At 70.7% G+C, this 17,867-nt stretch carries 22 protein-coding genes; 13 read left to right on the forward strand and 9 right to left on the reverse strand.

All coding sequences use genetic code 11. The annotated features are described in order from the left end of the window. The 4 genes from LW587_RS21490 to LW587_RS21505 form a co-directional block, all read left to right on the forward strand. The coding region (locus LW587_RS21490) for a thiamine phosphate synthase (protein WP_232631628.1) at positions 1 to 365 on the forward strand (365 nt) is incomplete at its 5' end. Between the two features lie 151 nt (positions 366 to 516). Continuing rightward, entirely contained in the window at positions 517 to 1,314 is a 798-nt protein-coding gene (locus tag LW587_RS21495; RefSeq protein ID WP_232631629.1) for an inositol monophosphatase family protein, read from the forward strand. A gap of 13 nt (positions 1,315 to 1,327) precedes the next feature. Continuing rightward, positions 1,328 to 1,660 carry a TfoX/Sxy family protein gene (locus LW587_RS21500; protein WP_232631630.1) on the forward strand — a complete coding sequence of 111 codons (333 nt, stop codon included), beginning with the start codon at positions 1,328 to 1,330 and terminating at the stop codon, positions 1,658 to 1,660. A 90-nt stretch (positions 1,661 to 1,750) separates the two neighbouring features. Next, positions 1,751 to 2,296 (forward strand): adenine phosphoribosyltransferase, encoded by a 546-nt coding sequence (locus tag LW587_RS21505; protein ID WP_232631631.1) that lies wholly within the window; start codon positions 1,751 to 1,753, stop codon positions 2,294 to 2,296. Positions 2,297 to 2,306: 10 nt separating this feature from the next. On the opposite strand, the gene LW587_RS21510 is transcribed toward LW587_RS21505, so the two are convergent. Beyond that, complete coding sequence (locus LW587_RS21510) at positions 2,307 to 2,510, reverse strand: hypothetical protein (protein WP_232631632.1); 204 nt, start codon at positions 2,508 to 2,510, stop codon at positions 2,307 to 2,309. 131 nt (positions 2,511 to 2,641) lie between these two features. Between LW587_RS21510 and LW587_RS21515 the strand changes: the two genes are divergently transcribed. Then, positions 2,642 to 3,220 (forward strand): PepSY domain-containing protein, encoded by a 579-nt coding sequence (locus LW587_RS21515; protein WP_232631633.1) that lies wholly within the window; start codon positions 2,642 to 2,644, stop codon positions 3,218 to 3,220. A 215-nt stretch (positions 3,221 to 3,435) separates the two neighbouring features. After that, positions 3,436 to 3,618: a YegP family protein gene (locus LW587_RS21520; RefSeq protein WP_232631634.1), complete on the forward strand. Its 183-nt coding sequence runs from the start codon at positions 3,436 to 3,438 to the stop codon at positions 3,616 to 3,618. A gap of 37 nt (positions 3,619 to 3,655) precedes the next feature. On the opposite strand, the gene purQ is transcribed toward LW587_RS21520, so the two are convergent. The 5 genes from purQ to LW587_RS21545 form a co-directional block, all read right to left on the reverse strand. Then, positions 3,656 to 4,336 (reverse strand): phosphoribosylformylglycinamidine synthase subunit PurQ, encoded by a 681-nt coding sequence (purQ, locus tag LW587_RS21525; RefSeq protein WP_232631635.1) that lies wholly within the window; start codon positions 4,334 to 4,336, stop codon positions 3,656 to 3,658. Beyond that, complete coding sequence (gene purS, locus LW587_RS21530; protein ID WP_232631636.1) at positions 4,336 to 4,575, reverse strand: phosphoribosylformylglycinamidine synthase subunit PurS; 240 nt, start codon at positions 4,573 to 4,575, stop codon at positions 4,336 to 4,338. Before purS ends, purQ begins: the two co-directional genes overlap by 1 nt. Before the next feature lie 187 nt (positions 4,576 to 4,762). Beyond that, entirely contained in the window at positions 4,763 to 4,987 is a 225-nt protein-coding gene (locus tag LW587_RS21535; RefSeq protein WP_232631637.1) for a hypothetical protein, read from the reverse strand. A gap of 281 nt (positions 4,988 to 5,268) precedes the next feature. Continuing rightward, the gene (locus tag LW587_RS21540) at positions 5,269 to 5,871 is read right to left on the reverse strand and encodes an ActR/PrrA/RegA family redox response regulator transcription factor (protein WP_232631638.1); all 603 of its coding nucleotides are present in this window, start codon (positions 5,869 to 5,871) and stop codon (positions 5,269 to 5,271) included. Between the two features lie 36 nt (positions 5,872 to 5,907). After that, entirely contained in the window at positions 5,908 to 7,314 is a 1,407-nt protein-coding gene (locus LW587_RS21545) for an ActS/PrrB/RegB family redox-sensitive histidine kinase (protein WP_232631639.1), read from the reverse strand. Between the two features lie 188 nt (positions 7,315 to 7,502). Here LW587_RS21545 and LW587_RS21550 point away from each other — a divergent pair, with 188 nt between their 5' ends. Together LW587_RS21550 and LW587_RS21555 are read left to right on the forward strand one after the other, a co-directional pair. Continuing rightward, on the forward strand, positions 7,503 to 8,750 hold the full coding sequence (locus tag LW587_RS21550) for a polyhydroxyalkanoate depolymerase (protein WP_269780360.1): 1,248 nt from the start codon (positions 7,503 to 7,505) through the stop codon (positions 8,748 to 8,750). A gap of 94 nt (positions 8,751 to 8,844) precedes the next feature. Next, the gene (locus LW587_RS21555) at positions 8,845 to 9,570 is read left to right on the forward strand and encodes a M48 family metallopeptidase (RefSeq protein WP_232631640.1); all 726 of its coding nucleotides are present in this window, start codon (positions 8,845 to 8,847) and stop codon (positions 9,568 to 9,570) included. A gap of 107 nt (positions 9,571 to 9,677) precedes the next feature. Here LW587_RS21555 and LW587_RS21560 read toward each other — a convergent pair whose 3' ends face one another. Beyond that, positions 9,678 to 10,088, reverse strand: a complete 411-nt coding sequence (locus LW587_RS21560) for a hypothetical protein (RefSeq protein WP_232631641.1) — start codon at positions 10,086 to 10,088, stop codon at positions 9,678 to 9,680. A gap of 198 nt (positions 10,089 to 10,286) precedes the next feature. Between LW587_RS21560 and LW587_RS21565 the strand changes: the two genes are divergently transcribed. From LW587_RS21565 to LW587_RS21580, 4 genes are read left to right on the forward strand one after another with little or no spacing between them, the layout of a single operon-like run. After that, the gene (locus LW587_RS21565; protein WP_232631642.1) at positions 10,287 to 10,823 is read left to right on the forward strand and encodes an invasion associated locus B family protein; all 537 of its coding nucleotides are present in this window, start codon (positions 10,287 to 10,289) and stop codon (positions 10,821 to 10,823) included. Positions 10,824 to 10,858: 35 nt separating this feature from the next. Beyond that, positions 10,859 to 11,521 carry a hypothetical protein gene (locus tag LW587_RS21570; RefSeq protein WP_332839851.1) on the forward strand — a complete coding sequence of 221 codons (663 nt, stop codon included), beginning with the start codon at positions 10,859 to 10,861 and terminating at the stop codon, positions 11,519 to 11,521. A 28-nt stretch (positions 11,522 to 11,549) separates the two neighbouring features. Further along, the gene (locus LW587_RS21575) at positions 11,550 to 13,586 is read left to right on the forward strand and encodes a glycosyltransferase family 2 protein (protein ID WP_442919181.1); all 2,037 of its coding nucleotides are present in this window, start codon (positions 11,550 to 11,552) and stop codon (positions 13,584 to 13,586) included. Continuing rightward, positions 13,583 to 15,247: a glycosyltransferase family 2 protein gene (locus LW587_RS21580; protein ID WP_232631644.1), complete on the forward strand. Its 1,665-nt coding sequence runs from the start codon at positions 13,583 to 13,585 to the stop codon at positions 15,245 to 15,247. Before LW587_RS21575 ends, LW587_RS21580 begins: the two co-directional genes overlap by 4 nt. A 61-nt stretch (positions 15,248 to 15,308) precedes the next feature. On the opposite strand, the gene purC is transcribed toward LW587_RS21580, so the two are convergent. Together purC and nth are read right to left on the reverse strand one after the other, a co-directional pair. Then, the gene (gene purC, locus LW587_RS21585; protein WP_012452496.1) at positions 15,309 to 16,103 is read right to left on the reverse strand and encodes a phosphoribosylaminoimidazolesuccinocarboxamide synthase; all 795 of its coding nucleotides are present in this window, start codon (positions 16,101 to 16,103) and stop codon (positions 15,309 to 15,311) included. 212 nt (positions 16,104 to 16,315) lie between these two features. Further along, the gene (gene nth / locus LW587_RS21590) at positions 16,316 to 17,071 is read right to left on the reverse strand and encodes an endonuclease III (protein ID WP_232631645.1); all 756 of its coding nucleotides are present in this window, start codon (positions 17,069 to 17,071) and stop codon (positions 16,316 to 16,318) included. 56 nt (positions 17,072 to 17,127) lie between these two features. Between nth and LW587_RS21595 the strand changes: the two genes are divergently transcribed. Beyond that, the gene (locus LW587_RS21595) at positions 17,128 to 17,649 is read left to right on the forward strand and encodes a DUF2244 domain-containing protein (RefSeq protein ID WP_232631646.1); all 522 of its coding nucleotides are present in this window, start codon (positions 17,128 to 17,130) and stop codon (positions 17,647 to 17,649) included. Positions 17,650 to 17,867: the final 218 nt, after the last annotated feature.

Raw genomic sequence — 17,867 nt, forward strand, 5'->3', positions numbered from 1 at the left:
CGACCGGGGCCGCGATCGCGGCGGCGCGGGGTCGCCTCGGTCCCGCGGGCCTGATCGGGGTCTCCGCCCATGGCCCGGCCGAGGCGGCCGTCGCGGCTGCGGCCGGGGCCGATTACGCGACCCTGAGCCCGATCTTCCCGAGTGCCAGCAAGCCCGGCTACGGCCCGGCCCTGGGGCTCGGCGCCCTGGAGGCGATCCGCGGGCTACCGATCCCGGTCTTCGCCCTCGGCGGTGTCGGCCAGGCGCAGGCGGCGGCGTGTCTCCGCGCGGGGGCGGCCGGGATTGCCGTGATGGGCGGGCTGATGCGAGCCCCCGACCCGGAGGCGGAGGCGCGCGGTCTCCTACGGACCCTCGCCGCCGCCTGATTCCGGCGGTCCGCCGCGCGTTGCCGGGAGCCCGAACATGCCCGATCTGCGGGAAGGCCATGGCGCGGGGCCGCAAGCCGTATAGAACGCGGGAAGAATCGCCCGAACCCTCCTTCAGCGCGCCCGATCCGGCCGCCCCGAGCTCGACCGCATGATCAACTCCCCTCTCATGACCGTGATGGTCGACGCCGTGCGCAAGGCCGCCCGCGGCCTCAAGCGCGATTTCGGCGAAGTCGAGAACCTGCAGGTCTCGCGAAAGGGACCCGGCAACTTCGTCTCGGCGGCCGACAAGAAGGCCGAAGAGGTGCTGAAGGAGGCGCTGATGAAGGCGCGTCCCGGCTACGGCCTGGTGCTGGAGGAGAGCGGCAACGTCGAAGGTTCCGACAAGAGCCACACGTGGCACGTCGATCCCCTCGACGGCACCACCAACTTCCTCCACGGCATCCCGCATTTCGCGATCTCGGTGGGACTGGAGCGCGACGGCCAGATCGTGGCCGGCGTCATCTATGATCCGGCCAAGGACGAACTGTTCGTGGCCGAGCGGGGCAAGGGCGCCTACCTCAACAACCGGCGCCTGCGCGTCTCCGGCCGCCAGGATCTCTCCGACGCGGTGGTGGCCTACGGCACGCCGTATCTCGGCCGCGGCAGCCACGGCCGGCTGCTGAAGGAGATCGCGGCGGTGATGGCGGTCTCGGGCGGCACCCGCCGCTTCGGCTCGGCGGCCCTCGACCTCGCCTACGTCGCCTGCGGCCGGACCGACCTCTACTGGGAGCGCGATCTCCAGACCTGGGACATTGCCGCCGGCATCATCCTGGTGCGCGAGGCGGGCGGCTTCGTCTCGAGTGCCGATGGCGGCGCCGAGCCGCTGGCGGCCCGCTCGGTCGCCTGCGGCAACGAAGTGCTGCACCGCGAGCTCGTCGCGCTGCTGCGCAAGGCGAACGCGGCCTGAGCGGCCGGCCCCGTTGGACGATCCGGCCGCCTGCTACGCCGCGCTCCGTGCGGCCTTCCCCGACCCGGCGACGGTCTCGGAGATGCGCGGCTTCGGGGCCAAGGCTCTGACGGTGGACGGGCGCATCGCCGCGATGCTGGATGCGGACCGGCTCGTCGTGAAGCTGCCGCGGGCCCAGGTCGATGCCCTCGTCGCGGCGGGGCTCGGCACGCGCTTCGACGGGCATCGCGGGCAGCCGATGGCGGAATGGCTGTCCGTCGGCTTCGACCAGGCGGAGCGTTGGCAGGATCTCGCCCGCGAGGCCTACGCCTCTGTCGCCTCAAACCCGGCCGCCCCGCGGGCCTGAGCCGACCCGGCTCGGCCGGCCGGCGCCACTGGCCTCCGGCCGCGCCATCTGATCTAACCCGCCGCTGCCCTTCGAGAACGAGTCCTGCGCATGGAAGCCCGCCGTCACTCCGCCCTCAAGGAATCGATCCGCTCGATTCCCGATTATCCGAAGCCGGGCATCATCTTCCGCGACATCACCACCCTGCTCAGCGATCCGCGCTCGTTCCGCCGCGCGGTCGATTCCCTCGTCCATCCCTATGCGGGGGGGCGGATCGATCAGGTGGCCGGCATCGAGGCGCGCGGCTTCATCCTCGGCGGCGCGGTGGCGCATCAGCTGTCCTCCGGCTTCGTGCCGATCCGCAAGAAGGGCAAGCTGCCCCACAAGACCGTCTCGACGGCCTACGCGCTGGAATACGGCACCGACGAGATCGAGATCCACGTCGACGCGATCCGCGCGGGAGACCGGGTGATCCTGGTGGACGACCTCATCGCCACCGGCGGCACCGCCACGGCGGCGGTGAACCTCTTGCGCCAGCTCGGCGCCGAGGTGGTGGCGGCCTGCTTCGTCATCGACCTGCCGGAGATCGGCGGCGCCCAGCGCCTGCGCGAACTCGGCGTCACCGTGCGGACCCTGATGGAGTTCGAGGGCCACTGACGCCGGAGCGTCACCGGACGGCGAAATCGCGGGCTCCGAGGGCGCGGGCGCGGGCATTGCCGGCCACCCGCGCCTCCTCGACCGAACCGTAGGCGTCCGCGGAGATCTCCCGGATCAGCGAATCCGACGAGGTGACGATCCAGCGGTACCGCCCCAGCGTCGCATCGCAGGGACGGACGATGCAGGAGAAGGTCCGGGCCGGGCGGCGTGCCATGGGCGGAGTATGGCACGCCGCCGCCCGACAGGCGACCGAGGGGAAAGACAGGCGGCTTTGCGCTGCAACCAAGCGGCGGGTGCGACGTTTCCAGCGGCCCTGACACGGGTCACACAATAAGGAAACCCGCCATGTTCGCTCGTCTCACCGCGGCCGCCGCCCTCGTGGCGCTCAGCGCCGGCTTCGCCTCCGCCCAGACCCCGACCACCGCCGAGAAGCCCGTGACCGCGGGGTCGGCGACCGAGGCGGGCAAGGACTTGAAGGAATGGCAGGTCGCCGCGCAGGCCAAGACCGGCCTCGCCCAGGCGCTCGCCACCGCCGAGGGACAGGGCTCGGGCGGTCGCGCCATCGATGCCGATTTCGAGCGGGCGGACGGCAAGAACCCGGCCCATTACAGCATCAAGGTCGTCTATCCCGACGGCAAGCTCGTCGAGTACGGCATCAACGCGGATACCGGCGAGCTCTACAAGAGCGAGAACCAGCCGATCGAGCGTTACTTCACCCGTCTGAAGCCGAGCGACTTCACGAACGCCAAGACCTCGCTGAAGGACGCGCTCGCCATTGCAGAGAAGACGGCGGGCGGGGGCAAGGCCTACGAGGCCGAGGTCGAGCGTGGGGGCAGCGCGGTGGAGTACGAGATCTCAGTGGCGCTCGCCGACGGCTCCAAGGAAATCAAGGTCGGGCCCGACGGCACCGCCAAGGCCGACTGACCAGGCGCACTCTAGGTAGGTTTTTTATGTTGGAGCCCTCCCGTCGATGAGGCGGGGGGGCTTTCTCATGAGGCAGGGCGTCAGGAAAAAGGATAGCTATGTGAGGCGCTTATGCGCTTCTCCACAGGTCCTTTGGGGCTTGGATACGGTCCGTCTGGACAGACTCATCCAAACGCTCGATTCTGTTAATCTTAACCTAAGGTTGGGAGGGCGCGATGAGTTCCTGCCGCGATGCGAACGGCGATACCTGGGAGATCTACCAGTCCGGCGGTGAGTGGTGGTGGAGACGAACGGCCTCCAACGGGCGGATCGTTGGATCCTCCTCGGAAGGCTACAGGAACAAGCCGGACTGCATCGCCAACGCGAGGCGGAACGGGATGACCTGCACGCCGACGTGATCCTGGCGGGGGAGACCGTCCGGTCTCCTCCGTCCTGTCAGGCCGCGAGGCTGTCGAACAAACCGCGTCCGTCGGTCCCGCCGACGAGGGCATCCACGAAGTTTTCCGGGTGGGGCATCATCCCGAGGACGTTGCGCTGCTCGGAATAGACACCCGCGATGGAATTCAGCGAGCCGTTGCGGTTGGCATCCTCGGTCAGCCCGCCGCTCGCATCGCAGTAGCGGAACGCGACGCGGCCCTCGCCCTCGAGGCCGGCCAGCGTGTCGGGATCGGCGAAGTAATTGCCCTCGCCATGCGCCACGCACACGTCGATGACCTGGTTCTTCGCGTAGGCCGTGGTGAAACGGGTATCCGTGCGCTCGACCCGCAGGAACTGCCGATGGCAGATGAAGCGACGCTGCACGTTGCGCATCAGGACGCCGGGCAGCAGGCCCGATTCGCACAGGATCTGGAAGCCGTTGCAGATGCCGAGCACGAGGCCGCCCCGAGCGGCGTGGGCCCGCACCGCGTCCATCGCGGCGGCACGGCCCGCGATGGCGCCGCAGCGCAGATAATCCCCGTAGGAGAAGCCGCCCGGCACCACGGCGAGGTCGGTGCCGGCGGGCAGCGCGGTCTCGGTGTGCCAGACCTTGACGACCTCGGCGCCGGAGCGGGCGAGGGCGCGGGCCACGTCGCCGTCGCGATTCGAGCCCGGGAAGACGACGACGGCCGCGCGCATCAGACAATCTCGATCGTGTAGTTCTCGACGACGGTGTTCGCGAGCAGCTTGTCGCAGGCCGCCTTCAGCATCGCCTCGGCCGCCGCTCGGTCCTCGGACCCGATCTCCAAGTCGAACACCTTCCCCTGCCGGACGCCCGACACGTCCTCGATGCCGAAGGACTTCAGCGCAGCCTCGATCGCCTTTCCCTGTGGATCGAGAACGCCGGTCTTCAAGGTGACGACGATGCGGGCTTTCATGGCAGAAACTCGTCTCGGGACACGAGAGACGCCGCCGAAGGGGCCGCGTCGCGGGAATCGTGAGGGCCGACCGCCACAATCCGGCGGGGGGCAGTCGGTCGGCCGGATCCGGCCGCGGCCGGCACGCTATGCAAGATCGCCGCGGAATGCATCACTGGATCGTGACAATTCATCGCGGGGCCGCCGATCAGGCGCGGGGGGCAGATCGAAGCGGCTCGGCCTTGACGGCGCGTTGCCAGAGCTGACGCATGATCCAGGCCGCCAGCACGCTGAACAGCACCATCAGGATGTGCCCGACCGTATCGCCTAGGTCGAACAGGCCCGCGAGCGCCCAGCCCGCGGCAATGGCCGCCGCGAACACTTCCGTGCCCACCAGCACCATCAGGCTGACGATCGTGATGAGATTACGCATGCGCCGGGCAGTCCGTTCTCGTCCGTTCAGGCGGACCTAGCCCGGCGACGGCGCCGGGCGCAACCATTCCCGCGGGATGGACGCTGAACTTGCGTGCCGGATCGACCGCAGCGCGGCGCCTTTACCCTCTTGCAACTACCCTCTTGCAACCCGCGGCACCGTCGGGCCCGCGTGGCGCAGGGTTGCACGAAGCCGCGATGGGCGGATCCGTCTTGGCAGGCGGCTTGGGTCTTCGGGTGTCCGGGGCGGAGGGCTGTTGGCCCCCTCCGCCCCGGACCGGGTCAGCGCGGCGCGCGCTTGGCGAGGATGCGCTGCAGGGTGCGGCGATGCATGTTGAGGCGTCGCGCCGTCTCGGAGACGTTGCGCCCGCACAGCTCGTAGACCCGCTGGATATGCTCCCAGCGCACCCGGTCGGCCGACATCGGGTTCTCCGGCGGATCGGCCCGCTCGCCCGGCTGGGCCATCAGCGTGCCGTGGATCTCGTCGGCGTCGGCGGGCTTGGCGAGGTAATCGAAGGCGCCGAGCTTCACCGCGGTGACCGCGGTCGCGATGTTGCCGTAGCCCGTCAGGATCACGCCCCGGGCTTCGGGGCGACGCTCCTTCAGGCGGGCGATCACGTCGAGGCCGTTGCCGTCGCCGAGCCGCATGTCGATCACCGCGAAGGCAGGCGCCTTGGCCTCAACCGCGGCAACGCCCTCGCTCACGCTCTCGGCCACCTGCACGGCGTAGCCGCGGCCCTCCATCGCCCGGGCGAGCCGGGTCGAGAACGGCTTGTCGTCGTCCACGATCAACAGGCTGCGATCCGAGAACGCAGCCAGGGGATCGGTGTCCGATAGAAAGGCGGTGTCGGAGCCCGTCACCGTCGTCCCGCTTTGCGTCAGCATGCGGTGCTCCTCATCGTTGGCTGTCATCTGAATGCTTTATATGGGTGCGGCACCGCGTTCCGTCAGGGGTCGTAGAGAATTGTGCGCAACGTTATGGGGCACGACCACATCTCTCTCGAAAACGTGACGCGCCCAGGAGACCCGCACGAGGGCGCCGTGCTCGCCCGCCCCCGTGATGTTGGACAGGACGAGTTGCGCGCCGGAGCGTTCGATCAGGGTCTTGGCGATGAACAGCCCGAGGCCGAGGCCGGCCCCTACCGCGTCTCCGCCGGGATCGCCGGCTCTCGACCGGTCCGGGCTGCGGGTGGTGACGTAAGGTTCGCCCGCGCGGAGCAGCACCTCGCTGGGGAAACCCGGCCCGTCGTCGCGGATCGTGAGCCAGACCCGCTCGAGGCTCCACCGCGCCTCGATGACGACGCGGGTGTCGGCGAAGTCGACGGCGTTGTCGACGACGTTGGCGAGCCCGAACATCACGCCGGGATTGCGGCGGCAGACCGGCTCGGGCCCTTCGCCCTGCTTGGTGACCTCGACGGCGACCCCGAGCGCCCGCTGCGGCGCCACCAGTTCCTCGACGACGTGACCGAAGGTGACGGTCTGGAGAAAGCCGCCGCCATCCTCGGAATCCTCGCCGAGCGAGGTGAGCTTCGAGAGGATGCCGCGGCAGCGGTCGACCTGATCGCGCAGGAGCTTCAGGTCGTCGGCGACGGCGGGCGAGGCGGTCGGCCCGAGCTGGCGGACGAGTTCCTTGGCGACCACCATGATGGTGCCGAGCGGCGTCCCGAGTTCGTGAGCGGCGGCCGCGGCGAGCCCGTCGAGCTGCGACAGGTGCTGCTCGCGAGCGAGGACCAGTTCGGTCGCGGCGAGCGCCTGGGCGAGCTGGCGCGCCTCCTCCGCCACGCGCCACGCATAGACGCCGGTGAAGGCGGTGCCGAGCAGGATCGCGGTCCAGACGCCCGAGACATAAAGGAAGGGCAGCTCGATCCGCCCGTCGGCAAACCACGGCAGCGGGCGATGCACCAGGGCGAGCAGGGTGGCGAGGCCGATGGCGAGGAGGCCGAGGGCGAGGGTTCGTTCCGGCGGCAGCGCGGTCGCCGAGATCAGGACCGGGGCGAGGAACAGCAGCGAGAACGGGTTCTGGAGGCCACCCGTCAGGAACAGGAGCGCGGCGAGCTGCACGATGTCGAAGGCGAGCAGCAGGGCCGCCGAATCGTCGCTCAGCCGGTAGCTTGCCGGAAACCGGATCCGCAGCGCCAGATTGAGCCAGCACGAGGCGGCGATGACGAGGAAGCACCAGCCGAACGGCAGGTTGAGCCCGAGCCCGAACTGCGCGCCGATCACCGCGGCGCTCTGCCCGGTCAGCGCCAGCCAGCGCAGCCGCACGAAGGTGTCGAGCCTGAGATGCCGGCCGGCCGGCGTGCCGATTTTGGGGGGCGGATCCATCATGATCGGCCTGACGATAGGGCCGGGGCGCCCGGCGACCATCGCAACTTTCGTCCGGTTCGCGGAAATTGCCTGATTTCTTGAGAACTAACATCGGTTAAGAGAGCCGCCACGGCGGCTGCGGGCCGCCCGGTCGACCTGTCCCTCGCCGCGGCGGCGGAAGGGGCTGCTTCGAAGGGAAGAGCGCCGACATGGACATGGCTTACGCGTGGTACGAGGCCGCCCGGGCGATGCTGGCGCCCGCACGGCTCGCGGCGGACGTGGCCCGGCAAAGCCTGGCCCACCCGAGCAATCCGCTCGCCTACGGTCCCTATGCCCGCTCGACCACGGCGGCGCTGGCGATGTTCGAGCGCGTGACCCGCCGCTACGGCAAGCCGCATTTCGGCCTCGCCTCGACGGTGGTGGACGGGCAGACCGTGCCGGTCTCCGAGCGCGTGGTGTGGACCCGGCCGTTCTGCCGCGTCATCGCCTTCGACCGCGCCCTGACCCGGGGCCCGTCGGAGCCGCATCCGAAGCTCCTGATCGTCGCGCCGATGTCCGGGCATTACGCGACGCTCCTGCGCGGCACGGTCGAGGCCATGCTGCCCAACCATCAGGTCTTCATCACGGACTGGTCCGACGCGCGCATGGTGCCGCTGCTGGAGGGCCGTTTCGACCTCGACACGTATATCGAGTACCTCGTCGCGATGTTCCGCGACCTCGGGCCGGACCTGCACGTCATGGCGGTGTGCCAGCCCGCGGTGCCGGTCCTCGCGGCGGTCGCCCATATGGAAGCGTTGGGCGACACCACCGGACCGGTCTCGATGACCCTGATGGGCGGCCCCATCGACACCCGCCGCTCGCCGACCGCCGTGAATGGCCTCGCCCAGGAGCGCGGCATGAACTGGTTCGAGAAGAACTGCATCACCGTGGTGCCGCCGCTCTATCCGGGCGTGATGCGGCGGGTCTATCCGGGCTTCCTGCAGCTGTCGGGCTTCATGGCGATGAACCTCGACCGCCACGTCACCGCCCATACGGACATGTTCCACCACCTGGTCATCGGCGACGGCGATTCGGCCGAGAAGCACCGCGAGTTCTACGACGAGTACCTCGCCGTGATGGACCTGACTGCGGAGTTCTACCTCCAGACCGTGCAGACCGTGTTCGTCGACCATGCCCTGCCGCGGGGCCGGATGCGCCATGCCGGTCGACCCGTCGACCTCTCCGCGATCCGACGCTGCGCGATCCTCGCGGTCGAGGGCGAGAACGACGACATCTCCGGCGTCGGCCAGACCAAGGCGGCCCTCGACCTCACCCCCAACCTGCCGGACTCCCGCAAGGCCTACCATCTTCAGGAGAAGGTCGGGCATTACGGCGTCTTCAACGGCTCCCGCTTCCGCTCGGTCATCGCCCCGAGGATCGCCGGCTTCATCCGCGCGATGGGGGCGAACCCGGCCTGAGGGGCGGGGCTTCGATGATCGGATCGGTGAAATTCACGTGCGTGACGCGGGGTCGGGATGGCTGCGCAGGCTGAGGCCGGATAACCTGCTGTCCATGTCCCGCGCCCTCCTGCGAAGGCCCGATCCGGATCACATCGAGATCGATCATGGTGGCCAGTCCTTCCGTATCGCGCTCCTGCGGCGCCCGACCGCCCGCCGCCTGACGCTGCGGGTCTCCGCGGCCACCGGGGCGGTGATCCTCACCCTGCCGACACGATCCTCCCTCGCCTCGGCCCGGACCTTCGCCGAGACGCATGGCGGCTGGATCGCCACGCGCCTGGCCCGGCTGCCCGCGCGGGTGCCATTCGAGCCCGGGGCGATCGTTCCCCTGCGGGGCGTGCCCTACGTCATCGCCCATCGCGACGGCCGCGGCACGCCCGTGGCCGATCCGGTGAGCGCGACCCTCCTGGTGATGGGCGAGGCGCCGCATGTGGCGCGGCGGGTGCGGGATTTCCTGCAGCGCGAGGCCCGGCGCGACCTGTCGCTCGCGGTCGCCACGTATGCGGCCCGGCTCGGCCGGCGCCCCGCGCGGCTGACGCTCCGCGACACCCGCAGCCGCTGGGGCTCCTGCACGGCGCGGGGCGAACTGAACTTCTCCTGGCGCCTGATCCTCGCCCCGCCCGTGGTGCTGGATTACCTCGTCGCCCACGAGATGGCGCATCTGCGGGAGATGAACCACTCGCCCCGCTTCTGGGCGCTCGCGCACGAGATCTGCCCCCATGTCGAGGAGGCGGAGGCGTGGCTGAAGCGACACGGCTCGGAGCTGCACCGCTACGGCTGAGCGCGGCGGCCCGCGCCGCGGGATCGCCGATGCAGCGCGCGCAGCGAGGAGCCCGCGCGGACCCGGGGTCGAGGCTGCCTCGATCCCCGGCGCCGTCCCGGATCGCCTCAGCCCTTGGTCGTCAGCGCCCGGTGGCGGACACGGACCGGCTCCGCCGGCCAGGCCGGGCGGGGATCGACATGGCCGGGATACAGGGTGCGGGGGGCGACGTTGTCGCAGACTTCCCGCTGGCGCAGATAGGCCGGCCGCCCGAATTCATCGCGGCGCATGATCGTGCCGCCGTCCCGGCAGAAGCCGGCGATCGCCGCGGAATCGCCCCGACGGCGTCCGCGCGGATTGCGCTCCACCGGCGGGTGCTCGATCGTGAGCGGGGCCTGGCGGTTCAGCGAGCGCTCGACATAGGTCGTGGTCGCCTGAGGCGGCAGATAGTCGGACTCCTCGAAGGGAAGCGAGAGGGCGGAGGCGCCTCCGGTTCCGGCGAGAACGAGGAGGACGGCCGAGAAGGCGAGGCGGCGCATGATGGGGGGTCCCGGTTGGGAGAATGCGGCGAGAGCTTGACCATTATCTAGGGCAGGCGGCTCCGCCGAGGAAGCCACGGACACACCCTCGCCGCGATTGCTTGACACCGGGTGACTCGCATGGTCCCACCTCCCCGGCTTTCAGGGGGTCGGGGCTGGCCGGAGAACCGGGTGGCGAAAGCGTCAAGGGGCTTGCGCGTGAGTCTGTTTCCTCTGGGTCGGGCATGGCGGTCGGGCGTGGAAGTCCGTCTCGCGCTGGCGAGCCTGTTGGCCGGCCTCCTCCTCGGCACCGGGCCGGCTTCCGCGCAGGGCACCGTGCGCAACACCTTCGACGACTGGCAGCTGCGCTGCGAGACGCCGGCCGGGGCCAAGGCCGAGCAATGCGCCCTCGTGCAGTATGTGGCGGCCGAGGACCGGCCGAACCTGACGCTCGTGGTGATCGTCCTCAAGACGGCGGACAATCGCGGCTTCCTGCTGCGGGTGGTGGCGCCACTCGGCGTGCTGCTGCCCTCCGGCCTCGGCCTGAAGATCGACCAGCAGGATATCGGCCGGGCGAGCTTCGTGCGCTGCCTGACCACGGGCTGCGTCGCCGAGGTCGTCATGGATGACGGCCTGATCCGCACGCTCCGCAACGGGACTCAGGCGACCTTCATCGTGTTTCAGACCCCGGAAGAGGGCGTCGGCATTCCGCTCTCGATGAAGGGCTTCGGCGCCGGTTTCGACACGCTGAAGTAGGAACGGGCGCGAGACAGGGGAGCGGAATGCGCGGGGTGAACTCAGGAACGGTACGGCTCGCCGTCTTCGCCGGACTGATGCTCGCGGGCGCCGACGGCGCGCGGGCCGAGTCGGGCGGCCTGTTCAAGAACCTGTTCGGCGGCGGTGGTGGAGACGGCGGCGGCAGCGGCGGCGGCGGCATGATGGCCCCGCGCGCCCAGGACCCCGACGACGTGTACTGCCCGCAGATCTTCGTTCCGGACGGGGGCGCGGCGATCCAGGCTTTTGCCGGGGGCGCGGGGGACCGGTCCCGCCTGCGTTATCAGATCGTGTTCGCCCGCCTGAGCCGCGAGTGCAAGGCGCGGTCCGACGGCAGCGTCGGGGTGCGGGTCGGGGTCGAACTGCGCGCCCTGCTCGGGCCATCGGGGACCTCCGGCCGCTTCGATGCGCCGGTCACCTTCGCGATCAAGTATAATGAGAAGCCCGTGATGGCCCGCACCCACCGGGTCGCGGTTCCGGTCCCGGCCGGCACCGCCCAGGGCGAGGCGAGCGTGATCGAGAACGACCTCATCGTGCCCGCCGACAAGGCGATCGGCTACGACATCGAGGTGTCCCTGGCCGGGCAGGCGGCCCGGCCCAAGCCCGCTGCCCGCCGCAAGCCGGCGCCCTCGGAGGCCGCGACCGCGGGATCGAGCGAAGACCCGGTGCCCGGACAGTGATCGCTTTCCGCCCGAAGGGAACGCGCGCCTGAACGCTCCGGAGGCCGGCATCGCCCATCCGACCGATGCGTGGCAGGGCCGGGAGACACCCTTCACCCTCGTCACCGCCGACGACCCGCTGTTCGACCGCCGCCTCCTCCTGCCCGAGGCGGCGCGCGGCGGCTGGATCGTCCTGCGCTACCGGCTGCCCGCCCGCGCCCGGCCGCAACGTCCGCTCCTGCGCCTGCACAGGAAAGGCGGGCGCCCCGACACGTTCGTGCTCCCGGGCCTCGCCCTCGCTTCGGCCTCCTGGCTCGGGCACCTGCCGCGCGACTGCGACGCCGTCGCGATCGCCGCGGATCCCGGCTTCGTGCTGGAGCGCGTCGGGCTGCGCGGCGCGGCCGGCCTCCTTGCCGAAGGCCTCGCCAAGCGTCCGCTGCACGCCGCCTCGGCCCTGCGCGCCCTGATCCGCCGCGACGAGCGGCGCTGGCGCGACAGCCTGCGCGGCGCCTGCGCGGTGACGCCGCTGGCGGGCTATCCCGCATGGCGGGCCCGGCGACAGGGCGGACCCGCGGCGGAGCCCTCCGCTCCGGAGGTCGGCATCCGTCTGATCCTGCCGGCCCGGCGGGCCCAGGCCGGGGCCGTGGCCCGGAGCCTCGCGGCCCTGCAACGCCAGAGCCATGCGAACTGGACCCTTGGGCTCGCCTGGGCCGATGACGGCGCGGACCTCGCCGGGGGAGAGGCCCGCCTCTCCGTCTCAGCCTGGAATCCGGAGACCTCGCTCGCGGCTTTGTGCGGAGACGCGGACCTGTTCGGCCATCTGGCCCCCGGCGACGAGCTGGCCCCGGAGGCCCTCGCCCTTCTCGCGGCAGCCTTCCGCGACGGGCGGCCGGACCTCGTCTACGCCGATGAGGAGATCGGCACGTCCCGCCTGGCGCCCCGGCTCAAGCCCGATTGGAGCCCCGACTTCGCCCTGGCGACGGGCTATGTCGGTGCGCCCGCCCTCGTCGCCCGCGCCTTCCTCGCCGAGAGGCCGCAATCTGCCGGGCCGGTCGAGACCTTCGCCACATTGTTCGATCTCGCCGCCTGCGGCGCCCGGCAGGCCGCCCATGTTCCGCGCATCCTGTGCCGGAGGGACGCGCGGCCCGAGGATGCGCCCCAGCGCGCCGCCCTGCTCGAAACACGCCTGCGCGCGGCCGGCGTCACGGCCCGGCCCCTGATCCGCGACGGCGCGCTCGATCTCCACCGCCCCCGGCCCGCGCCCGCGCCCCTGGTCAGCGTCGTCATCCCCTCCCGCGACCGGCTCGACCTGATCGGCCGTGTCACGGGGGACGTGCTCACCCGGACGGATTACCCGGCGATCGAGCTCGTCATCGTCGACAACGGCTCGACCGACCCGGCCGTGCTCGCGCTCTACGAGCGCCTGCGCGCCGATCCGCGGGTGCGGATCGCGGCGTTCCCCAAGGCGTTCAACTTCGCCGCGATGGTCAATCTCGGCGCGGAGGCCGCGTCCGGAGAGATCCTGGTGCTGCTCAACAACGACGTCGCGGTGCTGCGGCCCGACTGGCTCGACGCCATGGTCGCCCAGGCGGCCCGGCCGGAGGTCGGCGCCGTCGGCGCGAAGCTCCTTTACGCCGATGGGCGGCTCCAGCACGCGGGCGTCGTCGTCGGCCTCGGCGGGCAGGCGGGCCACATCCTGCGCCGCCGCCCCGCCGACCGGCCGGGCCATCTCGGCCGGATGCGGGTCGCCCACGAGGTCTCGGCGGTGACCGCGGCCTGCCTCGCGGTGGCGCGGGACAAGTACCAGGCCGTCGGCGGCTTCGATGCGGCGACCTTCGCGGTCGACTTCAACGACGTCGATTTCTGCCTGCGGCTCGCCGCCGCCGGCTGGAAGACGGTCTGGACGCCGCACGCCGTGCTCTCGCATCTCGAATCGGTGAGCCGCGGGCGCCCGGTCGGGCCCGCCCGCGCGCGGTTCGAGCGGGAGGCTGCCGTCTTCGCCGAGCGCTGGGGCGCGGTGATCCGGCACGATCCCTACTATCACCCCGCCCTGTCGCTCACGACCTTCGGTGAGGATCTCGAATGACGGGCGAGGCGCCCCCCGACGCCCTGGCCTTCGCCGCCGAACCCGCCCCGGGTCGCCTCGCGCGGGTCGCCCGCGCCGCGCGCCATCCGGGCCGCGCTTTGCCGCTCTTGCTCACCCGTCTCGCCGGCCGCCGGGTCCGGGCGGCGCAGGGGGTCCTGGCGCTGATCGGCGCGCATCATCGCCTCTGGCTGGGGGCCGCCGCCGCGCCACCGGTTGAGCCGGACCATGAACTGACCACGCATGGCATCGAGCGGGTCGAGCCGGAGGCGGACGGACACCTCCGGATCGCTGAGGCGGGCACCCCGCTCCTCCTGCTCGCGGCCCCGGGCCATACCCTCGTCGCGGGCGCCGCCGCCGCCATCGCCGCCGCCTTCGAGGCGGACCCGGATCTGCACGCCCTCTACGGCGACGCCCTCATTCGCCTCAGGCCGGGCGGCCCCTGGCTGCCGCTCCTGCGCCCGGCCTTCGACGTCGATTATCTGCAGGCCGTCGATGTCGTCGGTCCGGTCCTGGCGCTGCGGCGATCGAGTCTCGCCGGGGTCGAGGCGGCGCGGGTCCCCGGCGCCGCCCCCCTCGATCTGGCGCTGGACCTCGCGGACCGGCTCGGGCCGCGCAGCCTGCGCCATCTCCCGCGTCTCCTGTCCCTCGGCGAGGTCGAGAGGGGAGGGGAGGGGGGGCGTGCCGAGAGCCGCCGGGCCCGCCTCAAAGCGGTGCGCCGCAGCCTCGACCGGAGCGGGGAGGGCGAGACCCTCGCCTTCGTCGAGCCGGACGGCGTCGTCCGCCTGGAACGACCCCTGCCGCGCTCCCGGCCCCTGGTCAGCCTCATCGTCCCGACCCGCGACCGGCTCGATCTCCTGCGCCCCTGCATCGAGAGCCTGCGGGCGCGCACCGACTGGCCGGCGAAGGAGATCCTGATCTGCGACAACGAAAGCCGCGACCCGAAGACCCTGGCCTATCTGGCCGAACTGGAGCGGTCGGGCCTTGCGCGCGTCGTCGCCTGTCCCGGCCCGTTCGACTTCGCCGCGATCAACAACCGCGCCGCGTCCCAGGCCGCCGGACGCGTCCTCGCTTTCGTCAACAACGACGTCGAGGCGGAAGCCGCCGACTGGCTGGAGCGCATGGTGCGTGAGGCCCTGCGCCCGGAGATCGGGGCGGTCGGGGCCCGGTTGATCGACGGGGCGGGCCGGATCCAGCACGGCGGCATCGTGCTCGGGGCCGGCGGCCCGGCCAATCACGGCCACCGCCATTTCCCCGGGGAGGCTTCCGGCTACCTCTCCGCTTTGCGGGCGACCCGCGCGGTCTCGGCGGTGACCGCGGCCTGCCTCGTGATCGAGCGGGACAAGTTCGCCCGCGTCGGCGGCTTCGACACCGCCTTCGCGGTCGATTTCAACGATGTCGATCTCTGCCTGCGCCTGAACGCGGCGGGTCTGCGCACCCTCTTCGTCGGCGGCGCCGTCCTGCGCCATCGCGAATCGGCGAGCCGCCGCCCCTCCGCCGAGGCCGCCGCCCGCCACGCGGACGAGATCGAGAGCCTGAAACAGCGATGGGGGCCGCTGCTCGCGCAGGACCCCCATTACCATCCGGGCTTCGACCCGGACCTCTCGACCCATATTCGCCTGCGCCGCGGCTGGACCGGCCTGGAGCCGGCTCAACCGCGCTGACGCTTCGGGTTCAGGGGCTCGCCGCCCGACGAACCCGCCTCCATTCCGGAGGCGGGTCGCCTTACTGCACGAGGCGCGGCCCGCCAGCCTGCACCTTCTCGTTCTCGGACATGATGCCGAGCCGCTTGGCGACTTCGGTATAGGCCTCGATCAGGCCGCCGAGATCCTTGCGGAAGCGGTCCTTGTCGAGCTTGTCCGAGGACTTGATGTCCCACAGCCGGCAGGAATCCGGGGAGATCTCGTCGGCCACGACGATGCGCATCAGATCGCCCTCCCACAAGCGTCCGGTCTCCATCTTGAAGTCGACGAGACGGATGCCGACGCCGAGGAAGAGGCCCGACAGGAAGTCGTTGACGCGGATCGCCAGGGCCATGATGTCGTCGATCTCCTGGGGGGTCGCCCAGCCGAACGCCGTGATGTGCTCCTCCGACACCATGGGGTCGTTGAGCTGATCGTTCTTGTAATAGAACTCGATGATCGAGCGCGGCAGCTGGGTGCCTTCCTCCAGGCCGAGCCGCTGGGCGAGGGAGCCGGCGGCGACGTTGCGCACCACCACCTCGAGCGGGATGATCTCGACCTCGCGGATCAGCTGCTCGCGCATGTTGAGCCGGCGGATGAAGTGCGTCGGCACGCCGATATCGTTGAGGTGCTGGAAGACGAACTCGGAGATCCGGTTGTTCAGCACGCCCTTACCGTCGATCACCTCGTGCTTCTTGGCGTTGAAGGCGGTCGCGTCGTCCTTGAAATGCTGGATGAGCGTCCCGGGCTCAGGTCCCTCGTAGAGGACCTTCGCCTTGCCCTCGTAGATGCGACGGCGGCGGTTCATAGGCGTGTACCGTGGTTTGAGGAAGTCCATGGGGCCGGGGCTCCTTCGGAACTGGCACGTGAAGCGAAATCCGCGGCGCGGCGACCCGTCTGGCGGGTGGACGTCCGGGATCGGCCCCCGTGAGGAGATAATCCCGGCCGCCTTAGCATCTGTGTACCGGAACGGGGTTTGCAGCACAACGCGTTGGCCGTGCACGGCAATGGCCGCTCCGGCGCAGGGCTCGCCGGAAGGCCCGTCCGGCCTCAGGCCGAGATGGGCGTGAGCGCCGTGGTCTTGGAGGGGTAGCGACACAGATCCGCGATGGCGCAGGCCGGACAATCCGGCCGCCGGGCCTTGCAGGTGTAGCGACCGTGCAGGATCAGCCAGTGATGCGCGTTGAGCCGGAACGGCTCGGGAACCCGGGCCTCCAGGCCCGCTTGAACCTTGTCCGTCGTCGGCGCGACGACGAGGGGGATGCGGTTCGACACGCGAAAGATATGGGTGTCGACGGCGATGCGCGGCACCCCGAAGGCGACGTTGAGCACCACGCTCGCGGTCTTGGTGCCGACGCCGGGCAGCACTTCCAGGGCCTCGGCGTCCTCCGGCACCGCGCCGCCGTGCCGCTCCACCAGGATGCGCGAGAGGGCGATGACGTTCTTCGCCTTGGTGTTGAACAGGCCGATGGTGCGGATGAAGTGGCGCACCCGATCCTCGCCGAGCGCCAGCATCGCCTCCGGCGTGTCAGCGATCGCGAAAAGCGGGGCGGTGGCGAGGTTGACGCTCTTGTCGGTCGCCTGGGCGGACAGCACCACGGCGACGAGCAGGGTGTAGGGATTGCTGTAGGACAGCTCGGAGCGCGGATCCGGATCGGCCGCCCGCAAACGCGCGAAGATCGCAACGAGAGTCTCGTCATCGACCGGCGCCGTCTCGATGGCCGTCGTCAGGACGGGCGACAGAACCGCCCGCGCGCCGACCTTCTTTTTCAGGGGGCGGGGCGATTTCGACGCAGCGGTCCCCATGGTGGAAACAGGCGTGGAAGGCTTTCTCGGGGGCATCGGCGCGTTATATTCCGCCCATGGCGAGCGGCAACCTCCCCCCGCATCCGGACGGCCTCGATCCCGAGACGATGGACCGGCCGGTCTATTCGGCCGTGATCCGACCCCACCAATCCCTGAGCCGCGACGGTTTCCGGATCGTGATGGGCCTGTGCTGCCTCGTCTCGCTCGTGACGTCGATCGCCTGCTGGCGGGCGGGCTTCTGGCCCATTGCCGGGTTCTTCGGCCTCGACATGCTGGCCCTCTACGTCGCCTTCCAGGCGAGCTTCCGGCGCGGCCGGTCCTTCGAGGAGGTGATGATCTCTCCCCTCGAGGTCTCGCTCGCCCGGGTGGGGCCGCGGGGCGAGCGAAGGGAATGGCGCTTCAATCCGCTCTGGACGAAGCTCAGCCGGGTCGATGACGAGGAGTTCGGCCTGCGCAAGCTCACGCTGACCTCACGCCGGGAGCACGTCGTGGTGGCCCGGGATGCGTCGCCCGGGGAGCGGGAGATCGTGGCCGACGGACTGACCCGCGCCCTCGCACAGGTGAAGAAGGGTTTTTGAACGAGCGGACCGCACCCCTTCCTCGGATCGGCCTTCCGAAGCGTCCAGGCGGCCTGTGGCGGGCACGGCGCGGTTTTTTTGATTTTCCGATTGACGGTTGGGTGTTGGGGCCGTAGAAGCATTTTCACCGACGGGGCGCGGCGGTCCACCACTTGGCGGGCCGGGGCGAACAAGCGGTGATCGGGATCTGTTGGTGGAGCGGCGCTGATCCGGGCGAC

Source organism: Methylobacterium sp. Leaf118, assembly GCF_920984675.1.
Classification (GTDB): domain Bacteria; phylum Pseudomonadota; class Alphaproteobacteria; order Rhizobiales; family Beijerinckiaceae; genus Methylobacterium.